This is a genomic window from Cyclobacterium salsum (genome assembly GCF_010119245.1).
In the GTDB taxonomy this organism is placed as follows: Bacteria; Bacteroidota; Bacteroidia; order Cytophagales; family Cyclobacteriaceae; genus Cyclobacterium; species Cyclobacterium salsum.
This window is the reverse complement of sequence record NZ_WNKG01000009.1, coordinates 250786-269622: the sequence shown is the minus strand read 5'-3', so window position 1 is coordinate 269622 and position 18837 is coordinate 250786. Positions and strand designations below refer to the sequence as shown.

At 44.0% G+C, this 18837-nt stretch carries 20 protein-coding genes; 15 read left to right on the top strand and 5 right to left on the bottom strand.

Annotated elements, in window-relative coordinates; translation table 11 throughout:
- Nucleotides 1–18: 18 nt before the first annotated feature.
- From GJS45_RS17450 to GJS45_RS17430, 5 genes are all read left to right on the top strand, one after another.
- A complete protein-coding gene (locus GJS45_RS17450) occupies nucleotides 19–537 on the top strand; it encodes a VOC family protein (protein WP_162343139.1) in 519 nt (172 codons plus the stop codon).
- 342 nt (nucleotides 538–879) lie between these two features.
- Complete coding sequence (locus tag GJS45_RS23970) at nucleotides 880–1023, top strand: DUF4160 domain-containing protein (protein WP_262887946.1); 144 nt, start codon at nucleotides 880–882, stop codon at nucleotides 1021–1023.
- A gap of 111 nt (nucleotides 1024–1134) precedes the next feature.
- Nucleotides 1135–1314 (top strand): DUF2442 domain-containing protein, encoded by a 180-nt coding sequence (locus GJS45_RS17440; RefSeq protein ID WP_162343138.1) that lies wholly within the window; start codon nucleotides 1135–1137, stop codon nucleotides 1312–1314.
- Nucleotides 1315–1954: 640 nt separating this feature from the next.
- Entirely contained in the window at nucleotides 1955–5068 is a 3114-nt protein-coding gene (locus GJS45_RS17435) for a SusC/RagA family TonB-linked outer membrane protein (RefSeq protein ID WP_162343137.1), read from the top strand.
- Nucleotides 5069–5086: 18 nt separating this feature from the next.
- On the top strand, nucleotides 5087–6643 hold the full coding sequence (locus GJS45_RS17430) for a RagB/SusD family nutrient uptake outer membrane protein (RefSeq protein ID WP_162343136.1): 1557 nt from the start codon (nucleotides 5087–5089) through the stop codon (nucleotides 6641–6643).
- A 197-nt stretch (nucleotides 6644–6840) separates the two neighbouring features.
- Here the strand turns inward: GJS45_RS17430 and GJS45_RS17425 are convergent, their stop codons facing one another.
- A complete protein-coding gene (locus tag GJS45_RS17425; protein ID WP_162343135.1) occupies nucleotides 6841–7605 on the bottom strand; it encodes an ion transporter in 765 nt (254 codons plus the stop codon).
- A 325-nt stretch (nucleotides 7606–7930) separates the two neighbouring features.
- Here GJS45_RS17425 and GJS45_RS17420 point away from each other — a divergent pair, with 325 nt between their 5' ends.
- From GJS45_RS17420 to GJS45_RS17400, 5 genes are all read left to right on the top strand, one after another.
- Entirely contained in the window at nucleotides 7931–8362 is a 432-nt protein-coding gene (locus GJS45_RS17420; RefSeq protein WP_162343134.1) for a DUF1801 domain-containing protein, read from the top strand.
- Nucleotides 8363–8528: 166 nt separating this feature from the next.
- On the top strand, nucleotides 8529–9398 hold the full coding sequence (locus tag GJS45_RS17415) for a metallophosphoesterase (protein WP_162343133.1): 870 nt from the start codon (nucleotides 8529–8531) through the stop codon (nucleotides 9396–9398).
- A 116-nt stretch (nucleotides 9399–9514) separates the two neighbouring features.
- Complete coding sequence (locus GJS45_RS23845; protein WP_162343132.1) at nucleotides 9515–9721, top strand: GDCCVxC domain-containing (seleno)protein; 207 nt, start codon at nucleotides 9515–9517, stop codon at nucleotides 9719–9721.
- Nucleotides 9721–10242: a hypothetical protein gene (locus GJS45_RS17405; RefSeq protein ID WP_235954837.1), complete on the top strand. Its 522-nt coding sequence runs from the start codon at nucleotides 9721–9723 to the stop codon at nucleotides 10240–10242. Before GJS45_RS23845 ends, GJS45_RS17405 begins: the two co-directional genes overlap by 1 nt.
- A gap of 210 nt (nucleotides 10243–10452) precedes the next feature.
- A complete protein-coding gene (locus GJS45_RS17400; RefSeq protein WP_162343130.1) occupies nucleotides 10453–10857 on the top strand; it encodes a PKD domain-containing protein in 405 nt (134 codons plus the stop codon).
- A gap of 122 nt (nucleotides 10858–10979) precedes the next feature.
- Here the strand turns inward: GJS45_RS17400 and GJS45_RS17395 are convergent, their stop codons facing one another.
- Together GJS45_RS17395 and GJS45_RS17390 are read right to left on the bottom strand one after the other, a co-directional pair.
- Nucleotides 10980–11510 (bottom strand): hypothetical protein, encoded by a 531-nt coding sequence (locus tag GJS45_RS17395; RefSeq protein ID WP_162343129.1) that lies wholly within the window; start codon nucleotides 11508–11510, stop codon nucleotides 10980–10982.
- 220 nt (nucleotides 11511–11730) lie between these two features.
- A complete protein-coding gene (locus GJS45_RS17390; RefSeq protein WP_162343128.1) occupies nucleotides 11731–12711 on the bottom strand; it encodes a pyruvate dehydrogenase complex E1 component subunit beta in 981 nt (326 codons plus the stop codon).
- 201 nt (nucleotides 12712–12912) lie between these two features.
- Between GJS45_RS17390 and GJS45_RS17385 the strand changes: the two genes are divergently transcribed.
- Both GJS45_RS17385 and hisS read left to right on the top strand, forming a co-directional pair.
- A complete protein-coding gene (locus tag GJS45_RS17385) occupies nucleotides 12913–13413 on the top strand; it encodes a metallophosphoesterase family protein (protein WP_162343127.1) in 501 nt (166 codons plus the stop codon).
- A 352-nt stretch (nucleotides 13414–13765) separates the two neighbouring features.
- A complete protein-coding gene (hisS, locus tag GJS45_RS17380) occupies nucleotides 13766–15166 on the top strand; it encodes a histidine--tRNA ligase (protein WP_162343126.1) in 1401 nt (466 codons plus the stop codon).
- Here the strand turns inward: hisS and GJS45_RS17375 are convergent.
- Nucleotides 15153–15446 (bottom strand): hypothetical protein, encoded by a 294-nt coding sequence (locus tag GJS45_RS17375; protein WP_162343125.1) that lies wholly within the window; start codon nucleotides 15444–15446, stop codon nucleotides 15153–15155. The two genes, hisS and GJS45_RS17375, sit on opposite strands and share 14 nt — an antisense overlap.
- 210 nt (nucleotides 15447–15656) lie before the next feature.
- On the opposite strand from GJS45_RS17375, the gene GJS45_RS17370 reads away from it, so the two are divergent.
- Both GJS45_RS17370 and GJS45_RS17365 read left to right on the top strand, forming a co-directional pair.
- A complete protein-coding gene (locus tag GJS45_RS17370) occupies nucleotides 15657–15989 on the top strand; it encodes a YbaB/EbfC family nucleoid-associated protein (protein ID WP_162343124.1) in 333 nt (110 codons plus the stop codon).
- Nucleotides 15989–16999: a glycosyltransferase family 2 protein gene (locus GJS45_RS17365; RefSeq protein WP_162343123.1), complete on the top strand. Its 1011-nt coding sequence runs from the start codon at nucleotides 15989–15991 to the stop codon at nucleotides 16997–16999. Before GJS45_RS17370 ends, GJS45_RS17365 begins: the two co-directional genes overlap by 1 nt.
- Here GJS45_RS17365 and GJS45_RS17360 read toward each other — a convergent pair.
- The gene (locus GJS45_RS17360; protein ID WP_162343122.1) at nucleotides 16996–17214 is read right to left on the bottom strand and encodes a PspC domain-containing protein; all 219 of its coding nucleotides are present in this window, start codon (nucleotides 17212–17214) and stop codon (nucleotides 16996–16998) included. The genes GJS45_RS17365 and GJS45_RS17360 overlap by 4 nt on opposite strands.
- A 70-nt stretch (nucleotides 17215–17284) precedes the next feature.
- Between GJS45_RS17360 and GJS45_RS17355 the strand changes: the two genes are divergently transcribed.
- A complete protein-coding gene (locus GJS45_RS17355; protein ID WP_162343121.1) occupies nucleotides 17285–18835 on the top strand; it encodes a hypothetical protein in 1551 nt (516 codons plus the stop codon).
- Nucleotides 18836–18837 lie beyond the last annotated feature (2 nt).

Sequence of the window (18837 nt, the reverse complement as noted above, 5' to 3'; positions counted from 1 at the left end):
TTTTAAAAAAAATAGCGTATGAAAAAGCAATTTAAAATTATGGGAATCCTGATTTTCGCTATATCCATAATTTATGGATTCAAGAGCCTAACCAGCCCTGTTGAGGTAATGTCTATTGGAGTTATTGTTTCTGATTTAGATGAATCCTATAAATTCTATACCGATATTATTGGGATGGTAAAAGAGGACACGTATCACCAGTCGAGTGAAACATCTACTAAATATGGGGTTAATAGCGGAAAGGAGTTTAATATTATTAATTTGAGAATGCAGTGTGATGGTTATTCCTTAAAATACAAACTCAATAAAACCAAAGGTAACTTGCCGGAGATCCCATTTAGCAATGAAAAAGAATATTATGGTTTTGAAAGAATAGGTTCAAGTTATTTCTCTATTGATGTCAAGAATGTTGAGCCTTATATTGAAAGATTAGACAAAAATCATATTAAATATAAGTTAGCCGTCCTTCCGAATGATCGGAAAATCATCCTTGTTCATGACCCTGATGGCGTGCTTTTGGAAATAAGAGGATTTTAGGTGATCCAATGATGATAAAATGAACCATTTTGAATCAGTTATGGAAGGGAAAGTGGTAAAAATGGCAGTCCGGATTTTTGTTGGACCGAAAAGCAGTCCGTTTTTGGTGAAAAAGGGCATTGTTTAGGTTCAAAAATCGAGTTCCGAACTGGAACGTTGAATAAATAACTCAGGTTTAAAAGTGTTGTCTTTTGCCATTGCAAATGGTCTTTTGAAGATTGCGTTACTCAGTTAGTGTAGATTCTCAAACAGAAGGGTGAAGTGAATACTAGCGCCAGCGGAGTCTCTTCTGTCAATCTGCGGTCGATCGCGTGACCCAATCTACAGAAGCGGTAAGCTTGCTTGGTATGCCATTCAGGTCCAACCCCTTCCAACGACCATTCACCACCTCATTTCCATGTGGTTTACCAGGACAATGAAGCCTTGATTGACATTAAAACGTTAGAAATATTAGAAGGTCATTTGCCGAAAAGAGCCAAGACCTGAACGATTGAATGGGCAATAGAACACAGAGATGAGTTATTAGAAAATTGGCAAAAAGCCAGAAGTCGTGAGCCGCTAAATAAAATTGAACCGTTAGATTAAAATTTTATAGATATGATAAGTATAACAAAATTTAAAATACTGGATGGTAAAAAAATTCATTTTAATTTCAGCGATCAATCGGAAAAAACCATCGATTTCGCCCCGTTTATCGGAGAAGATAAGTTAAGTAAACCCCTGTCAGATCCAGATTATTTCCGAACGGTTGCGCTTTATGAGCATGGAGCGAATTGAATCCGGGGACATCCAAAATGACAAATACTTAAACTAGTAATCAGGCCATCAGCCCTAAAGCATAGGAATTGATTCACCAACCTGCATTCCTTAAAACCAACTAACCCTAACGCTTCTTCCCATTTAAATCGTATTTGAAATTTATTTTTTTATGCTTCATTTTCTTTTTATTATTAAATTTTATCCTTAAAATTACCATCTCGTCAAGCAGCAATTATACCTAAAACCGGCTATTTCTCAGAATTAGTAGATTAATTCATCATTTTAGTATTCTGGCATTCATATTCCAGCAATAGGAGGAAATCTATGTCTTGTCCTATAAATATTTTAATCCTTACATTTAAAAAATCATTTAATTGGAAAAGAATGTAAAATATATTAATAAGATAAAAAACACTCTTTTCAGCAGGTATGATTTAGTATAAACATCGTTAAAGATTATTTTTTATGCTATTTGAAGAAACTCAGTTCAAAAATAATTAATCAAATAGTTAAAATTGCAGGCCTATGTAAAAAAGTCTCATCTGTAAAAAAGGCGTCGTAAACTAGATGCCCTTTTCCACAAGCCAGGCCAACCATGCCTGAAGATCTATTTGCCTTTTAAGTGTTCACTTTAAACAAACTTAAATTCTACCACATCATGAAAAAACCACTACTCAGGGAGTATGTTTCAAGCCTTGTATTGCTGATGGCTTTACAGCTGTTCTACCCCTTTTTACCTAAAAGTCATGCCCATACCGTTTTTGAGGAACTAAACGGCTCGCTTGTTTCGCTCGAACGAAACGGTCTGAAAGGGCAGCAAATGGCCGATGTTACGGTCACGGGTACCGTGTCGGATCCTAACGGAGACCCCATTCCCGGGGCAACCGTTTCTTTGCCCGGAACGACCATCGGAACCGCCACCGATTTGGATGGAAACTATTCATTGACCGTACCTGAAGGCTCTGAAATTGTATTTTCCTTTATTGGTTTTGAGAGCCAGCGGGTCGCTATCGGTGATCGTTCTATCATCAATGTAACCTTGGTGGAGTCCACGTCTTCCCTGGAAGAGGTAGTGGTAGTAGGCTTTGGTACCCAAAAGAGAGCCAATGTCACTGGTGCCGTAAGTACCGTCGCAGGCGAGGATCTGGCCAGGCGTCCGGTGTTGAATACCGCAGCGGCCCTGCAGGGCACCACACCTGGATTGAGCATTCAGAATAATGGCGGAGCACCGGGAGATGAAAGTACCAGCATTCGGATCAGGGGAGTGGGTACGCTAAATAACTCCAACCCACTGGTTTTGGTAGACGGTGTAGAGCAATCGCTCAGCACGGTGGAACCCACCAATATTGAAACCATTACGGTGCTAAAAGATGCCGCCTCCTCAGCCATATATGGATCCAGAGCAGCCAACGGCGTGATTCTGGTGACTACCAAAAGAGGGGCCGAGAGTGGGGTCTCTATCAACTACAACAATTTTGTAGGCTGGCAAAACCCGAATTTCTTCCCCGAGCCAACAGATCCCGTGACCTGGATGAGGTTAGAAAACGAGGCCCAGGCCAATGTAGGAGCGAACCCCACCTACAGCGAAGAGTATATTGAAAATGTAGCTGCCGGTACCAATCCGCTGGAATTCCCATTTGCAGACTATGAGGGAGGTATTTTTAATCCAAATGCCTTCCAGCAAAGACACTCCCTGTCGCTTTCCAGCGGTGGTGAGACCGGAAGGGTATTTGCTTCCATCAATTATGCCGATACAGATGGTATCCTCCAAAACTTTAATAATAAGCAGGTCACCATGCGTATCAATTCTGACTTGTATGCTACGGACAAGCTGACAATAAAGACCAATCTGATGTATCGGAATCGTGGCTTTAGCGGCCCGGGTTTTACAGGCCAGCGGATCACGCAGGCATTACTCCACATTAACCGAAACATTGTCATGGAATACCCGGACGGGACGTATGATTTGGTATCGGGTCAGTGGAATGCCCGTGCCATGGCAAAAGAGGGAGAAACCAGCCGGATCAGTGATGATGTTTTTGGTCAGTTGGGATTTGCCTATACAATCAATGACGCCTTGTCTCTGGAAGGAAACGTAACGCTCAATACCACGGCAACCGATGGGTTTGTGTTTCAGAATAGCCTTGCCGGTATGCGAAATTACGTGACCGGTGAATTGGTAAATGTGGGGGGCTGGTTTGCCACTTCCGTGCTCACCGAAAGTCAGGAAAACCGCAGAGAGCTTAGTCAACGTTTGTACCTGAATTATGACGAGTCATTTGGTAAGCACAGCATTCAGGGCACGGCGGGGTATGAGGAAATTTACAACCGGTATAAAGAAATTTCCGCCTCCCGGGATAATTTTTTCAGCAATGACCTCCGGGATATCAATGCCGGAGACATCCAAAACCAACGAACCGGAGGCTATTCCGAAGAGTGGAGGCTACGGTCTTTCTTCGGTAGGGCTAACTACACCTATGATGACCGATACATGTTCCAAGCCAACGTCAGGTATGATGGATCCTCCCGATTCGGAGAAGGAAACCGATGGGGGATTTTCCCTTCGTTCTCTGTGGGATGGCGGATTTCTGAAGAAAATTTCATGAGAGATCAGGGTTTATTCAGCGATTTGAGATTACGAGGATCCTGGGGACAGCTAGGAAATCAACGGATTGGCCTCTACAGGTACCTCAACACTTACAACCTGAATAACGGGTACCAGTTTAACAATAACCTGGTACCAGGTACCGCTATCACCCGGGCAGGGAACCCCGATATTACCTGGGAAACAACCACCATGAGCAATGTAGGCTTGGATATGGGTTTTCTGGATGACCGGATCGAGGTCATCGCAGAGTATTTTTACAAATACACCGACGATATTCTGATCGAATTACCCATACCCAGGACCATTGGATACAGTCCGCCCGTACAAAATGCGGCAGCCGTTTCCAATAAGGGCTGGGAACTTGCGGTTAACTATAATAGCATCCCCACGATGGATAATGGCTTTCAATATTCGATTGGGTTAAACTTTTCGGACGTAGTTAATAAGATTGAAGACCTGAAGGGAACGGGCCCCTTTTTCCCGGACAAATTTACCGTTTGGACAGAGGGTGAATCCATCAATTCCCTGAGGGGTTTGAAATCTCCGGGCATTTATCGTACCCAAGAGGATTTAGATAATTATCCCGCCACGATTTTCCCAACGGTGACGATCGGAGATATTATTTATGAAGATTTAAATGGAGACGGGGTGATCTCCCAATCCCTCTATCCCGCAGGTGACCAGTATATTATGGGGAATGAAGATCCGCGATACGAGTTTGGGGTTCGGTTTAGTGCCTCTTACAAGGGTTTTGATTTCTCCATGTTTTGGCAGGGAGTGCTTCGCCAGCAGCATTCGCTTGACGGGGCATTGATGGAAGGACCGAATTATACGAATTTCATTCCGGTGACCATGGCCAGAGAGGCCTTTCACCCGGAAAGAAATCCCAACGGTACCTGGCCCATGGTGAGATCGGGTAATTCTGCCAATTTAATGGAGTCCGATTTCTGGTTGCAAAACACCAGTTACCTACGACTGAAAAATTTTCAGCTCGGGTATACCATTCCTCAAAATCTCGTCGCCAATCTGCGGGTGTACATTTCGGGTGAAAACATGCTGACCTTTACGGAAACAGAGTTGTTTGATCCGGAAACCCCCAGGGGCAGGAGTCAATTTTTCCCGCATAGCAGACTTTTCAGTGGTGGCGTAACCGTCGGATTTTAATCTTAAAAGCGAAAAGAAATGAACTTACTAAAAAATACTATAAAATATATTGGGCTGGGCTATTTGGCCTTAGGTATGTTTAGTTGTGACCAGGGGCTGGATTTGCTTCCTCCCGGGGAGGTCTCCGAGCTTATTTACTGGCAGCAGGAAAAGGATGCCCGACTTGCCGTTAACGGAATCTACGTGGAGCTGGATGGGCAATTGATGGTCAAGGAGCTGGATGGGGTTACGGACATTGGGTTCCGTGCTCCTTCTGGACCAGGTTCCCTTCACGATGTGTCCATGGGATCCTTTGATCCGGTTAATGCAGCCATTGGGTCTACCTGGGACAGGTATTTCCGGGGCGTGCAGCGTGCCAATAATGTCTTGGCAAATATTGATCGAATAGAACAGGGAAATGCGGAATTATTGGCCAGGTATGAAGCGGAGGCCCGATTTCTGCGCGCCTACTTTTATACGCAGTTGAGTAGCCTTTGGGGGGATGTGCCCTTGATTCTGGAACCGCTGGAAGTGACTGCACAAGTCGGCCGAACGGCCCGCTCAGAAGTGGTCGATTTTGTCATTGCTGAATTGGATCAAATCATTCAGGGTGAGCAATTGCCGCTGAGCTATGATCAGGATATCGGGAGAGCCACACTGGGAGCTGCTATGGCACTTAAAGCCAGGGTGGCTTACCGAAACGAAAGGTATGCGGTCGCCCGGGATGCTGCTCAAGCGGTGATGGATTTAGGGATTTATGAGTTATACCCGAACTATGAAGAATTATTTCAATACGCCGGCCAAAATTCTTCAGAAGTGATTTTTGACAGGCAGTACACGGTGGGTGGAGATACGTACAATGCCTTCTCATTTTCGGCCGCATCTATTGGAGGTGGATCCGTCGTGGAGCCCGTTCATAATTTGTTTTTAAAGTATGGGTATAAAGGCCCCGAAAACCCCGATGATCCCTTCGAAAACCTGGATCCCCGCTGGTCTTATACGAGCTACTATACCGGACAACCTATTGGTACGAGTACGTTTAATTCCCTTCCGGATAGCCCAACGGCTGACCGGGTAAGGTCTACGGAATTCTCCACCGTTCATGGATATAATCTCAAGAAATGGGTGGATTATGATGCGGATGAAAGCAATCCGAATACTGGTTCGATCAATATGATTTTAATCCGATATGCGGACGTGCTGTTGATGTATGCGGAATCAAAGATCGAATTGAATGAAATCGATGACTCTGTCTACGAGGCAATCAATAGCGTGAGGCAACGGCCAACCGTTGAAATGCCTCCCATTACTCCGGGCAAATCACAGGAAGAATTACGGGCCATCATCCGGGATGAACGAGCGGTAGAGTTGGCTTTTGAAGGCTTACGGCTGTTTGACATGAACCGATGGGAAATCGGAGAGGATAAAATTGGTTCCGTAGAAGGCCTTTACTACTTCAATGAGGAGAGTGGGGAATGGGATACCATAAACAGTGGTCTAAATCGCAATTTCCGGCCTGAAAGGGATTATTTATGGCCAATTCCACAGGCTGAAATGGATATTAATGATGTGATCACACAAAATCCCAACTATTAGGGGCATCCAAAAATACCCTGATTAAAACGGGGGATAAGCTAGATTAAAAAGCCACAAATGATCCATTTGTGGCTTTTTATATTGTATGATGACAGGTTTTAGTTCATTGCAGGCGGTGCCGGAAGCATGTATGCTAGAGATGGAAGGATAAATCATTTCGGTAAAGCAAAGCAGTAGGCAATTGATGATAGGGAACCCTAGGCTTTATTTTGGTATTCAATAGCTTTACGAAGGGCAATGATTTCGGCTCTCAATTCTTTTATATCCCTGGAACCGGCAACCGGAGCATCTTTTTCCTCGGCATCACGACCGATGAAATAGGAGGCAAAAGTCGCCGTAAAATAGCCAAAAATGCTAAAACCAAAAACGGAAATTAAAAAACCCAAGCCGCGGCCTTCGGTAGTCATCGGACTGAATTCGTTGCCTGCTGTGATCACTTGTGTTGCGGTCCACCAGAGCGCAAGCCAATAACTGGAAAATCCCGGGTTTGGATTTTCTAATGCATACATTCCGGCCGCTCCGGAAAAGGTTACAAACAGGGTCGTAATCATCACATAGCCAAAGGCCCTGCGCTGCATGGTTTTGCCCAAGCTCCGCAGGCTTCTATTGAGCGAAGATACAATTCGAACGATCCGTATGCCCCGAAGACTACGTAACAGTCGCACAAAGCGGAAAACCCGAAATACCCGTAATGCGGGTATAAACAAGGAGATCGTAGTAAGCCAATTTTTTTTTAGGAAGGAGCGTTTTTCCGGGGCGAGTGAAATCTTTACCAGGAAATCAATAATAAATATGCCCCAAATACTAAAACTTACATACTCAAGAAACCTGTTTCTTCCCCATACCAGCTCAGTCACCAGTAGGACAAGCCAAACGAATCCTAGAAAAATCATTGGGCCATCAAGAAATCGTTCTACCGATTTGAGTAACCTATTCCGTTCATTTTTTATTTCGGCTTTCATACTTATGGTTTGTCTGATAAATAGAAGAACTAACGTTGTAACGTTTTAAACAGCTAAGCCCATGCCAGTGCCAGATTCATTAAGGTCAAATGGCAACAATCTCCGGCAGATCGTACCATAGCATTTTTAGTTATCCCTTACCGAATGACTACCAAGCATTGATAAAATTCCATTTTTTAACTAATTTAATTCCGTAATCCGGACAGAAGAATTGATGCAGGGAGAAGCGAAAATGTAAAAAAATACTAGTGATCTTGTCGATAGTTGCCAGAAGATTGCTATCAGGAAGACGTCAGACGCTACGGAAAACTAAAATTCAATAAAAATGGCTGAATTAAAGACAAAACAAAATGAGGATGATGTTCATGAATTTATTCACGGTTTTGCCGCTACCGAACAGAAGAAAAAGGACAGTTTTGAACTCTTAAAATTAATGCAGGATTTTACCGGCTTTGAACCCAAAATGTGGGGCAGTTCAATCATTGGATTTGGGAAATATCATTATAAGTCTGAAAGAAGCCGGCAGGAGGGTGACTGGCCGCTGGTGGGGTTCTCACCACGAAAAACCGCCATCTCCCTCTACGTTTATTCCGGTTGTCAGGGTCAGGAGGAATTGCTAAAGGGTTTGGGAAAATTCAAAATGGGAAAGGCCTGTATATATGTCAAGAAGCTCTCGGACATCAATCAGGAAACACTTAAAAAGTTGATCCAATCCACCATAGCATTCCTTCAATCCAAGCACGGTACCATGCCATGAAAAACAGTATTGTCCGCCCCCATTTATCAAAAGTGATGAAACCTGAACACTAAGAAGAACAAGACTCCCAAAGCGGAATGTTATAACAAATAATATTAAATTTGAAGTCAAATAAATAAATCCAGGTATGTCAATAACCAAAGAATTTGACTGAAAAGAACGGCATATGGAATTAGAAACGGTTGACAAAAACAAAATGATTTCACGATTTATTACCTACCTACCCCTGCATTTCTTGCTGCTGGGGAGCTTTTCATGCGCCGAAAAACAGCAGGAACCCTTCTCTTTTGTTCAACTATGCGATACGCAACTTGGAATGGGAGGGTATGAACACGATATCCAAACGTTCAAACAGGCTGTCAGCCAGATAAATGAATTGGAGGCGGATTTTGTGGTGATTTGCGGTGACCTGGTGCACAATGCCAGCGATAGTTCCTATACCGATTTTAAAACCATTCTGACCGGCCTAAACATCCCCAGTCATCTGGTTTCAGGAAATCATGACGTGGGTAATATCCCAACGGATACTACCCTTCAGTATTACCGGGAAACGATTGGCGATGATTACTACCAATTTGACCATAAAGAGCATTCATTTATGGTGACGAATACGCAACTTTGGAAAGTCGAGGTGGAAAATGAGTCGGAAAAACACCATACCTGGTTTGAAGAAACCCTCAATAATCTAGGCGAAAAGGAGAACCCCGTGTTTGTTTTAGGTCACTATCCTTTATACACGGAACGTCCGGATGAGGAAGATCACTATTATAACCTGCCAATGCCGACCCGAAAAAGAATATTGGAATTGTTTATGGAAAACAATGTAGTGGCCTACCTATCCGGGCACACGCATAAGTTGACGAAGAATACCTATGAACACATCCAACTGGTAAGTGGGGAGACCACGAGTAAGAATTTTGACGACAGACCGTTTGGCTTTCGGATTTGGCAGGTTTCTTCGGACAGCCTATCCAATCACTTTGTCCCCTTGAAATCGGTAGAAAGCGATTCGATACGGGTATCCCCGTCTAAATAGTTTGGCCGTCTTCCGATTGGCTTAGGGTGACCAAAGTTAGGGTCCTGCGCCTCGGTAAAAAATGGCTTACCTTCGCTGAATCCAAAAACTTTTTTTTGACAACTATCAGGAAAGAAATGAAGATCATCCTACAATCAATCGTCACTTGCCCGAACTGCGGACATCAGAAAGAAGAAACCATGCCTACAGCCGCCTGTGACTTTTTTTATGAATGCGAAAACTGTAAGGAATTAGTAAAGCCAAAACCAGGCGACTGTTGTGTCTATTGTAGTTATGGGACAATTAAGTGTCCACCCATACAGGCGGGTACAAATTGCTGCTAATGACGATGAATACGTTTCGATTTAAACGACGAAATCTGATTTCTGGCCCCCATCTATTGGGCTCACTGCTGATAATGGCGGGTTTGGTAGTCTTGATTAGTCCGGTCTTTTTCAGCACAGAGGATCCTTTGGGAAGGGTTTTCGCAGTAGGAGTTGGGGCTATACTTCTTGGACTCGTAATCGTTTCCTCATACAGAGGAACGCTTATTGATTTTTCAAGAAAGCGGACCAAAGACTATTATTCCATTTGCGGTTTTAAATTTGGTGATTGGACGGCGCTCCCGGATATTCTGACAGTAGAAGTTATTTCAGCCCACAAAAGGATTTCGAATACACCCAATGGAATAAGTCCAACGCTATCAGGGAAGGTAATCGAATTCCAAACGTTACTCTATTCAACAGCTTTTCAACCGCATCTTTCATTTGTTTATACAAATAGGAGGGAAGCCGTCAAGCAGGCAGGGAGGTTGGCTGCTGGTTTGAATGCCAATATGGTGCTTCGTATTCCCGAAAGATCCTAGGATACTAAAATTTTAACTAATCAGGCGAAAGAGAGACGGTTCGTTCTCTGGCTGCCAAGGGAAGCTTTTTGCCTTTTCTGAAACCAAAAGTCGAGTTAGAGAGTAAGTAGCATGCAGGAATTAATTAACTGGAAAACTGGATTAGATGCAATAGACAGGTTACCGCCGGGAAAAATCCTTTTATCTGAAAAATAGCCAAACTAGCTAAACATGAAAACGAAGTTCATAATAATATCACTTTTAGTTCTTTCCATAACGGTTCCTGTTAAATCACTTTTGGCAAAAAGGGCCCTAAATCCCAAATCAGCGCCAAGCTATACAAAACCCAGGGAAGTATTGAAAAGTACAGCAATTGCAGGTTCAACCATTGAGCTACATGCAAACGGATCCAACGATCCGGATGGGGATTCATTAATCTATTCCTGGTCATTTTATGAGGAACCTAGTTCCTATGATGGCACCCTCGCCATTCAAAATAGATCTTCTGAAAAGGTTAACTTGGAAATCCCAGAAGATGCAGCTGCAAAGGATATCCATATACTATTAGAAATTCATGACGATGGAACCCCCAGTTTAAATGCCTATCGCCGTATGATTATTCATGTAGAATCATAAAATTAGCGATTGGTTTCTTTGCGGTTTAGGAAAGCGTTGAAACCGCGAGGCACGCTAATAATCCATAATTCCCGCCAACATAAAGATAAAAAAAGGCGCCCATTTGGGCGCTTGGTTTTGTATCAATTACCTTCTTCCGGTTGATAATCGATATTCATATCGATATCTTCGGGACCAATCTCCATAATTTCGGGTACATCTATTTCCAGCACTACCTCCCTACGGACCAATTCGGCCATTACATCCATTTGCTGGGCAAAGGGAGCTTCTTCATCTTTCAAGGTGTTGAAGCGTTCCATCAACTCATCGTCATTGTATTCAGCATACCTTTCCGTGCGATTCTTTTTGATCTGCTCTTTTTTCGCCATTAGCAGTGAATCCTCTCGCGCCTCCAGATTTTCCCGGTATTGGGTCATCATTTTTTTAAATTCCTCACTTCCTGCAAAAGGAGTACTGCTTACGGTTACCGGTTCTGAAACCCCGTCTATATGCACCACGGTCATGGTGTCAAGATTTTTGAAATAATACTCATCTCCCGTTTCGGAATCCAATACCCGGTCAGTTTCGTAGATATACCTCTCTTCTTTTTCTGATGAACAAGCGGCCGTTATCAAGATTAAAGTAAGTATCGTAATTATATTTTTTGTAAACATTATCTTTTGGTTTTATGGTAATTCGTTGATTTATCAGTGTCGGGGCACTCTTTGAATACCCAATTAGTAGTAGCACAAAAACCATGACAAAGCGTGCCAAAACGGCTTCTGGGTAGCGGAATATTCTAGAAAACCTAAAAAAACAACATAGAAATCCACTATAATACAAAAAAAAGCAGCCGGAAGGGCTGCTTTTGCTGGTTCAGAAAAGAACGGTGAATTATTTTTGGTAAGTAACCGATTTGACGGCTTCTATAGTGCGCTTTACATTGGGCAAGGTAGCTTCAATATAGGCAGGAGAGTAACTCAGCGGGATATCCATGGAGTTGACTCGCAGTACCGGGGCATCCAGGTAGTCAAAGGCATGCCGCTGAATGGTAAAGGCCAGATCGGTAGAAATGGAGGCTACCGGATTGGCTTCCTCGACGATCACGCAGCGGTTCGTCTTTTTGACAGACTCAAGCACCGTTTTGTAGTCAATAGGCTTTACGGTACGCAGGTCAATAACCTCTGCCATGATTCCGTCTTTGGCTAGCTGGTCCGCCGCTTCAAAAGCGATTTTCATCATTTTCCCGAAGGATACCAGAGTTACATCATCTCCTTTTCTTTTGACTTCGGCGATTCCAAGTGGAAGCAGATATTCGCCTTCGGGAACTTCTCCCTTATCGCCATACATCACTTCGGATTCCATAAAGATTACTGGATTGTCATCTCTAATGGCAGCTTTCAGTAAGCCTTTGGCATCGTGGGGATTGGAAGGGACCACTACTTTGAGGCCGGGTGTGTTGGCAAACCAGTTTTCAAAGTTGGAAGAGTGGGTAGCTCCCAACTGTCCTGCATTTCCGGTAGGACCCCTAAAAACGATTGGAACCGTATATTGACCACCGGACATGGCTCTCATCTTTGCCGAGGAGTTGACCAATTGATCCATTGCCACGAGGGAAAAGTTAAACGTCATGAATTCTATGATGGGTCTCAGCCCGTTCATGGCTGCGCCCACGCCTAATCCTGAAAAACCAAGCTCCGAAATGGGCGTATCGATAACGCGTTTCGGGCCAAATTCATCCAGCATTCCCTGGCTGGCTTTGTAAGCACCATTATATTCTGCTACTTCTTCGCCCATGAGAAACACGGTTTCGTCGCGTCTCATTTCTTCGGACATGGCTTCCTTTATTGCGTCTCTGAATTGTATTTCTTTCATTTATTCACAAAATTATCTATCGTCGTAAAAATAGAAAGGAATCTTACAATTACCAAGCATGGGTTATGTTTAAGGGTGTTTAATTCCTGGAATCTGCTTTTACAGGCAGTGCGGCCCATGTGTCTTCCCGTAGGTTATTTTTAAGTCTTCTCAGGCAAGAAGGGTTTGGAGGCTTTCTCGTTAAGTCCCTACCTTTGTAGCATGATTAAAGTAGCACTGATTAGTGACACCCACGGCGATTTGCCGGACAATGCATTGGAAATACTCCGGCAAGTGGATGAAATCTGGCATGCTGGAGATGTGGGCCATACAGAAGTACTCACCAAACTTCCTCCCGGGCCCATTCAGCGGATTGTCTATGGAAATATTGACGATTACGAGCTGAGTAGGCAGCTTGAAGAAGAGCTGTTTTTCAAAACTGGCGGGGTAAAGGTACTGATGCTCCATATCGGAGGGAAACCTCCTGCCTATGCAAAAGGAGTCAAAGCTAAAATAAAAAGGTTGCAGCCAGATCTATTTGTTTGTGGACACTCCCACATTTGTAAGGTGGTATTTGACAAGGCCCTGAACTGCTTGTATATGAATCCCGGTGCGTTGGGTAATCAGGGGTTTCATCAGGTAAAAACCCTATTAACCTTCGAACTGGATGGGAAGATAAAAAATCTGAATGTGGTAGAACTGGGAAAAAGGGGGAAATTGTAAAAAAAAACCCAACATACGTCGGGTTAATCTCAGGTTCTTATTTTTTAGAGAATTCTTTTTTGATCTCCTCTACGTCCACGTTTTTAATGACGGGCTTAGCGTTCAATTGTTTGATTTTCAAAGTTCTGGCATTTTGAGCCTGTCTTTTTCTCCTTAACTTTCTTTTTAAAGTAGTAACAGCCATGATATCTTATAATTTATGTTGTTTTCTAAAATCGAAGGGCAAAGGTAAAAAAAATATCCTGAAAAACACTCCAATCTCCTCAAAGAAGTTTGTTGATATCCCTAAATATAAGGAGATTCAAGGCTTTCAATCCTGTATTATTTATAACTTTGCGGAAAATTCCAGCCCATGAGCAAACAAAAACCAATCATACCAAAGGGAATGAGGGACTTTGGCCCAACTGAAATGGCCCGGAGGAATTATATTTTGGATACCATTAAAGATACCTTCCGTCTGTTTGGATTCGACCAGTTAGAGACCCCGGCCATGGAAAATCTAAGCACCCTCACCGGCAAATACGGGGATGAGGGAGATCAGCTTTTGTTTAAGGTGCTCAATAGCGGGGAGTTTTTAAAAAAGGTCTCGGTAACGGAATTTAATAAAGGCGAAGGCGAAGTGCTACCGCTAGTGGCTGAGAAGGGCTTGCGATACGACCTGACGGTACCCTTTGCCCGGTACGTGGTCATGCATCAGAATGAGATCAGTTTCCCTTTCAAGCGTTTTCAAATGCAGCCAGTATGGCGGGCAGACAGGCCCCAAAGGGGCCGTTACAGGGAGTTTTACCAATGCGATGCCGATGTGGTAGGAACGGACAGCTTGATTTGCGAAGCGGAAATTATCAGCATGATCAAACGGGTAGTTGCCGCTTTTGGCCTGAACGAGTACACCATACATATAAATAACCGCAAGGTGCTAAGTGGCATCGCCCAAGTGGCCGGAGAAGCCGGTAAGGAAAGCGAATTATGCGTTGCCATCGATAAGTTGGATAAAATTGGCCGGGAAAAAGTGGAGGAAGAGCTTTCACAACGAGGCTTTACAGCAACGGCCCTGGCCGCTTTGGCCCCCATTCTGGATTTGCCAGAACGTACCAACCGTGAGTGGCTGGTCTTTTTGCGGGAGTATCTGGCACCGAGTGCCGTGGGAACAAAGGGATTGGATGAACTGGAAGAAGTACTTTCGTTTCTTTCCCTGTTGGGTGAGGACGAAAACCATCTTAAGATTGATCCGGTGTTGGCAAGGGGTCTTTCCTACTATACCGGGGCGATTTTTGAAGTAAAAGTGGGAGGCGTAGGAATCGGTTCCGTGAGCGGAGGGGGCCGATACGATAACCTCACGGGTGTTTTCGGATTGCCGAATATTTCCGGTGTAGGGTTTTCCTTTGGGGTGGACCGGCTGTATGACGTGCTGGATGCGTTAGACCTTTTTCCGCAACACCAACCGGATAGTACACAGCTCCTTTTGGCTCATTTTGGGGAGGACGAAAGAAAACAGGGCGTGAAGTTCCTGGCTGCCTTTAGAAAAGCAGGGATCGCTTCTGAAGTCTATCCTGATTTGGCTAAAATTAAGAAACAATTCAACCACGCCGACAAAAAGAACATTCCTTTTGTGGGGGTCTTGGGATCCGAAGAACTGGCCACAGGAATGCTCAGTTTAAAGGATATGAAAACCGGCAAGCAGGAGATCCTTAGCCTGGAAGAGGCGATCTCCAGAATAAAAGGAGAAAGTGTGGACCCGGTTAATCAATTTTGAAAATGGACGAAATGGGGATCGTGATACCGCCTTTCAGGGAGATGAATTTTTCTCCTACTGCCCAGATGGTGGTATTTATCCTGTAGGGTTGACCGTTAGCCGTTTCGAAATAGATCCAGACTTTCGCATGGGAAATATTGCCTAGAATTTGTGATTTTTGCAATTCAAGTAACCGTAATTTTTTGGCTTCAGGATCGGCCACTACTTCTCTTTGGGAAAAAAGCAGTGTGGGAACCTTTTCTTTTTGGATGGTTACCATTTCTTTTTCGAGTGTTGTCATGTTGGTATGTAATTAGCTCAAACAATGGGAGTTAGTTTTTTTAAAAACGGAAACGATTCTCGTGAGGTTTTCTTTTTGGGAAACTTTTTTTGAATTTGGTTCAAGGTTTAGTGTTGGACGAATGATTCGTTTTGAAAGAAGAATCAACTTAGGAAAGGGAGCTTCGTTAGATTAACCATTATATTTGTAAAATTATCAAAAGAAGAACGTATGATGGATTTCATGAACATGATGAATAAAGTAAAAGAGGCCCAGGCGAAAATAAAGGAAACCCAGGCAGAACTTGTTCATTTAAAGGCGGAGGGCGAAGCTGGAGCCGGAATGGTAAAAGTGGTGGTCAACGGGCATCGAAAAGTCCTGGATATGGAGATAGACAAATCCCTGGTGAATGAGAAGGATCATGATATGATGAAAGACCTGATCGTGGCGGCCACCAATAAAGCATTGGAAAACATTGATCAGAAAATAAAAGAGAAAATGAGCTCGGCTACCGCTGGAATGATGCCCAACATTCCCGGAATGGATTTTGGCAACATGGTTTGATGAAAAAAGCCGCAATTGTCATTTTGAATTTTAATGGGAAAGGCATGTTCAAAAAATACCTTTCCCAGGTAGTTCATCACTCTTCCTATGAGATAATAGTAGTGGATAATGGCAGTACTGACGGATCCATTGATTACCTATCCGCCCATTTTCCGGATATAAAACTGGTGCTGCTGGGGAAAAATCACGGGTACAGCAAAGGGTACAACCTGGGATTGACATCCATTCGTGGCCAATACGATTATTACTTGTTGCTAAATTCGGATGTGGAGGTCCAACAAGACTGGGACCTGGCACTTGTACACTACATGGAAGGTAAGCCGGGAGTCGCGGCCTGCCAGCCCAAAGTTCTTTCGCTAAGGCAAAAGGGGTACTTTGACTATGCCGGAGGTGCGGGAGGCTACCTGGACAGCCTTGGTTATCCCTATTGCCGGGGAAGGATCTTGCATAGCCTGGAAAAGGATAGCGGGCAATACGACCAATCCATGGAGATAGATTGGGCCTCTGGGGCCTGTTTTTGCGTTCGGGCAGCATTGTTTCACGATTTCGGGGGTTTCAATTCGGCCTATTTTTCACACATGGAAGAAATAGAGCTTTGCTGGCGATGGCGGAATTCCGGATTTAAAATTCACCATTGCAGGGAAGCCACCGTTTACCACCTGGGAGGAGGGACGTTGGCGCAAACCAATCCATTTAAAACGTATCTGAATTTCCGGAATAGCCTTTTCATGCTGTATGCAAACCTGACCGTACTCGGTTTTTGGCGCGTTTTCCTTTTACGGTTTTTTTTAGATGCGGCTGCAGCGATACACCTTTGGTTTGGCAGCGGTTCTGCACATGGCAAGGCAGTGGTAAGAGCCTATCGTGACTTTTGGTATCAAAAAAAGAAGAAAGCACCTGGAAGTCTGATCCGGGCAAAGGAGGTTCGTTCAGAAAAAACACCGCCCGTTTTCTCCATTATTTTTCACTATTACTTATTGGGGAAACGAAAATTCACAGCTCTTGATTAATCAAAAAGGATGGGATTGTTCATTCTTCGGAAATAAGTTCTTAGTTTCATTAACATGGCCAGGCTCACGTATACAATGATCGGAGAACCCAGCGTGATAAAGGAGCTGTAAATAAAAAACAACCGGATGCTGTCAATTGGGAAATGAAGTTTTTCTCCTAATTTTGAACAAACGCCGAAGGCGCTTTCCTGGAAGAATAATTTTACCTTTTCCATCCTATTAGCCTGTTTAAATTTGCGGGAAACCTTTGAAAGAACAACTTACTGATATTAACCGGATTACCCTATGATTATTGAAAAAAAAATATATGCTGTTATCGGTGTATTAGCTGCTATGTTTTTTAATTCCTGTAACAGCGGGCAAGTTATAAAAAAAGCCGAAAACCAAAAAGTTTTTATGGAGCCCCAGGTTTTATCCCGATTGGGTGATTCGGTTCGGTTTTCGATTAACGCCCTACTTCCGAATGCCACACTCTCCCGGAATGAAACGTATTCCCTGCGTCCTAAATTCGTATATGGCAATGAAATCCTTCGCTTCGAAAAGAAGTTGGAGGTGCGTGGCGATACCCTGGACCCTTATGAGCCGGTGGAGTTGCAGGGTTCCTTTAGCATGCCTTTTAAAGAGGGGATGGAAAAAGGAGCCTTGTACGTCGTGGCGGAATTTGGCAAAGGTAGGAAAAACCTTCCGGTAGGAAATTCCGAGGAATTGTTGTCCAGAGGGGTAATTACTACGGCTTCCCTTGCGCAGATTGGTCAATACAGGGGTCAGGATGAGATTCCGGTTTTAGGGATTTGGCTTTCTCCCGACTCTCTGGAAATGACCGGAATGGGAACCAACGGCTGGCAGGAACTGGAAGACAGGCTTTCCGGATACAGCAACCTGCCGTTTTCAAGCAAATCACCGTTTCTGGAGGTGCTAAAAGGCCCGGGGGATTGGAGTTATAAAAAGTGGAAAATGACCGGAATACCCCATTATCCGGAAATTAACCGCGCTGTTTTTACCCGGTTTGAGCGAGATATTCGGCGACAAGCCGCAAAAGAACCTGACATTTCGGAGGTGCAACTTTCCATTTTGGCGAGAAATATCCGGCAGGGCACGGTACCAGCCGATACCCTGAGCGAAAGGGAATTGGCGGAAGCGGTCGCGCGGGAGCCGGGATGGAAAGAGCAGGAACAACTGTTGCTAGCCATGGAGAAGGTATACCCTAGTGCCTGGGGTTATAGTAATTTGGGAATGGTTTTTCTCAATCAGGCACACCGAACGCAGGCAGTCCAGAAAAAAAACCAATTGCTGGAAAATGCCCTTTTTGCCCTTAACCGATCCAATGCCGTTTACGAAAACCCCGTCGCCGTTTATAACCTTGGCCTGGTATTCTGGCTTTGGGGGGATAAATTCAGTGCCTATAATAATTTTTACAGAGCACTCGCCCTTACCCGCTCGGATGAACTGAGGAAGGTTTATGAAGCGGCCCTGGGAGCAGTATCCATTTTTAATGGTGATTACCGGTTGGCATCCATACACTTGAATAATGCCGAAGCCGATCCGATCAACCTTTTCAATCAAGGGCTAGCCAATGTCCTGGCCAAAGACTATTACAATGCTACCTTAAAGTTTGAGGAAAGTGCCATCCAGAATATGTCAAACGGGTATCCGTTTTACGGCCTGGCGCTGGTGGCGGCCAGGAATGGTGAGGAAACGAAATTATATGAAAACTTAAAGAAGGCCGTATCCAGAAATGATTTTCTGAAAAGCAGGGCGGCTACCGACCGGGAATTTTTTATGTATCATGACAGGGAAGGATTTAAGGAAATCCTTCGTGCAGCTAAATCGGAATAAGT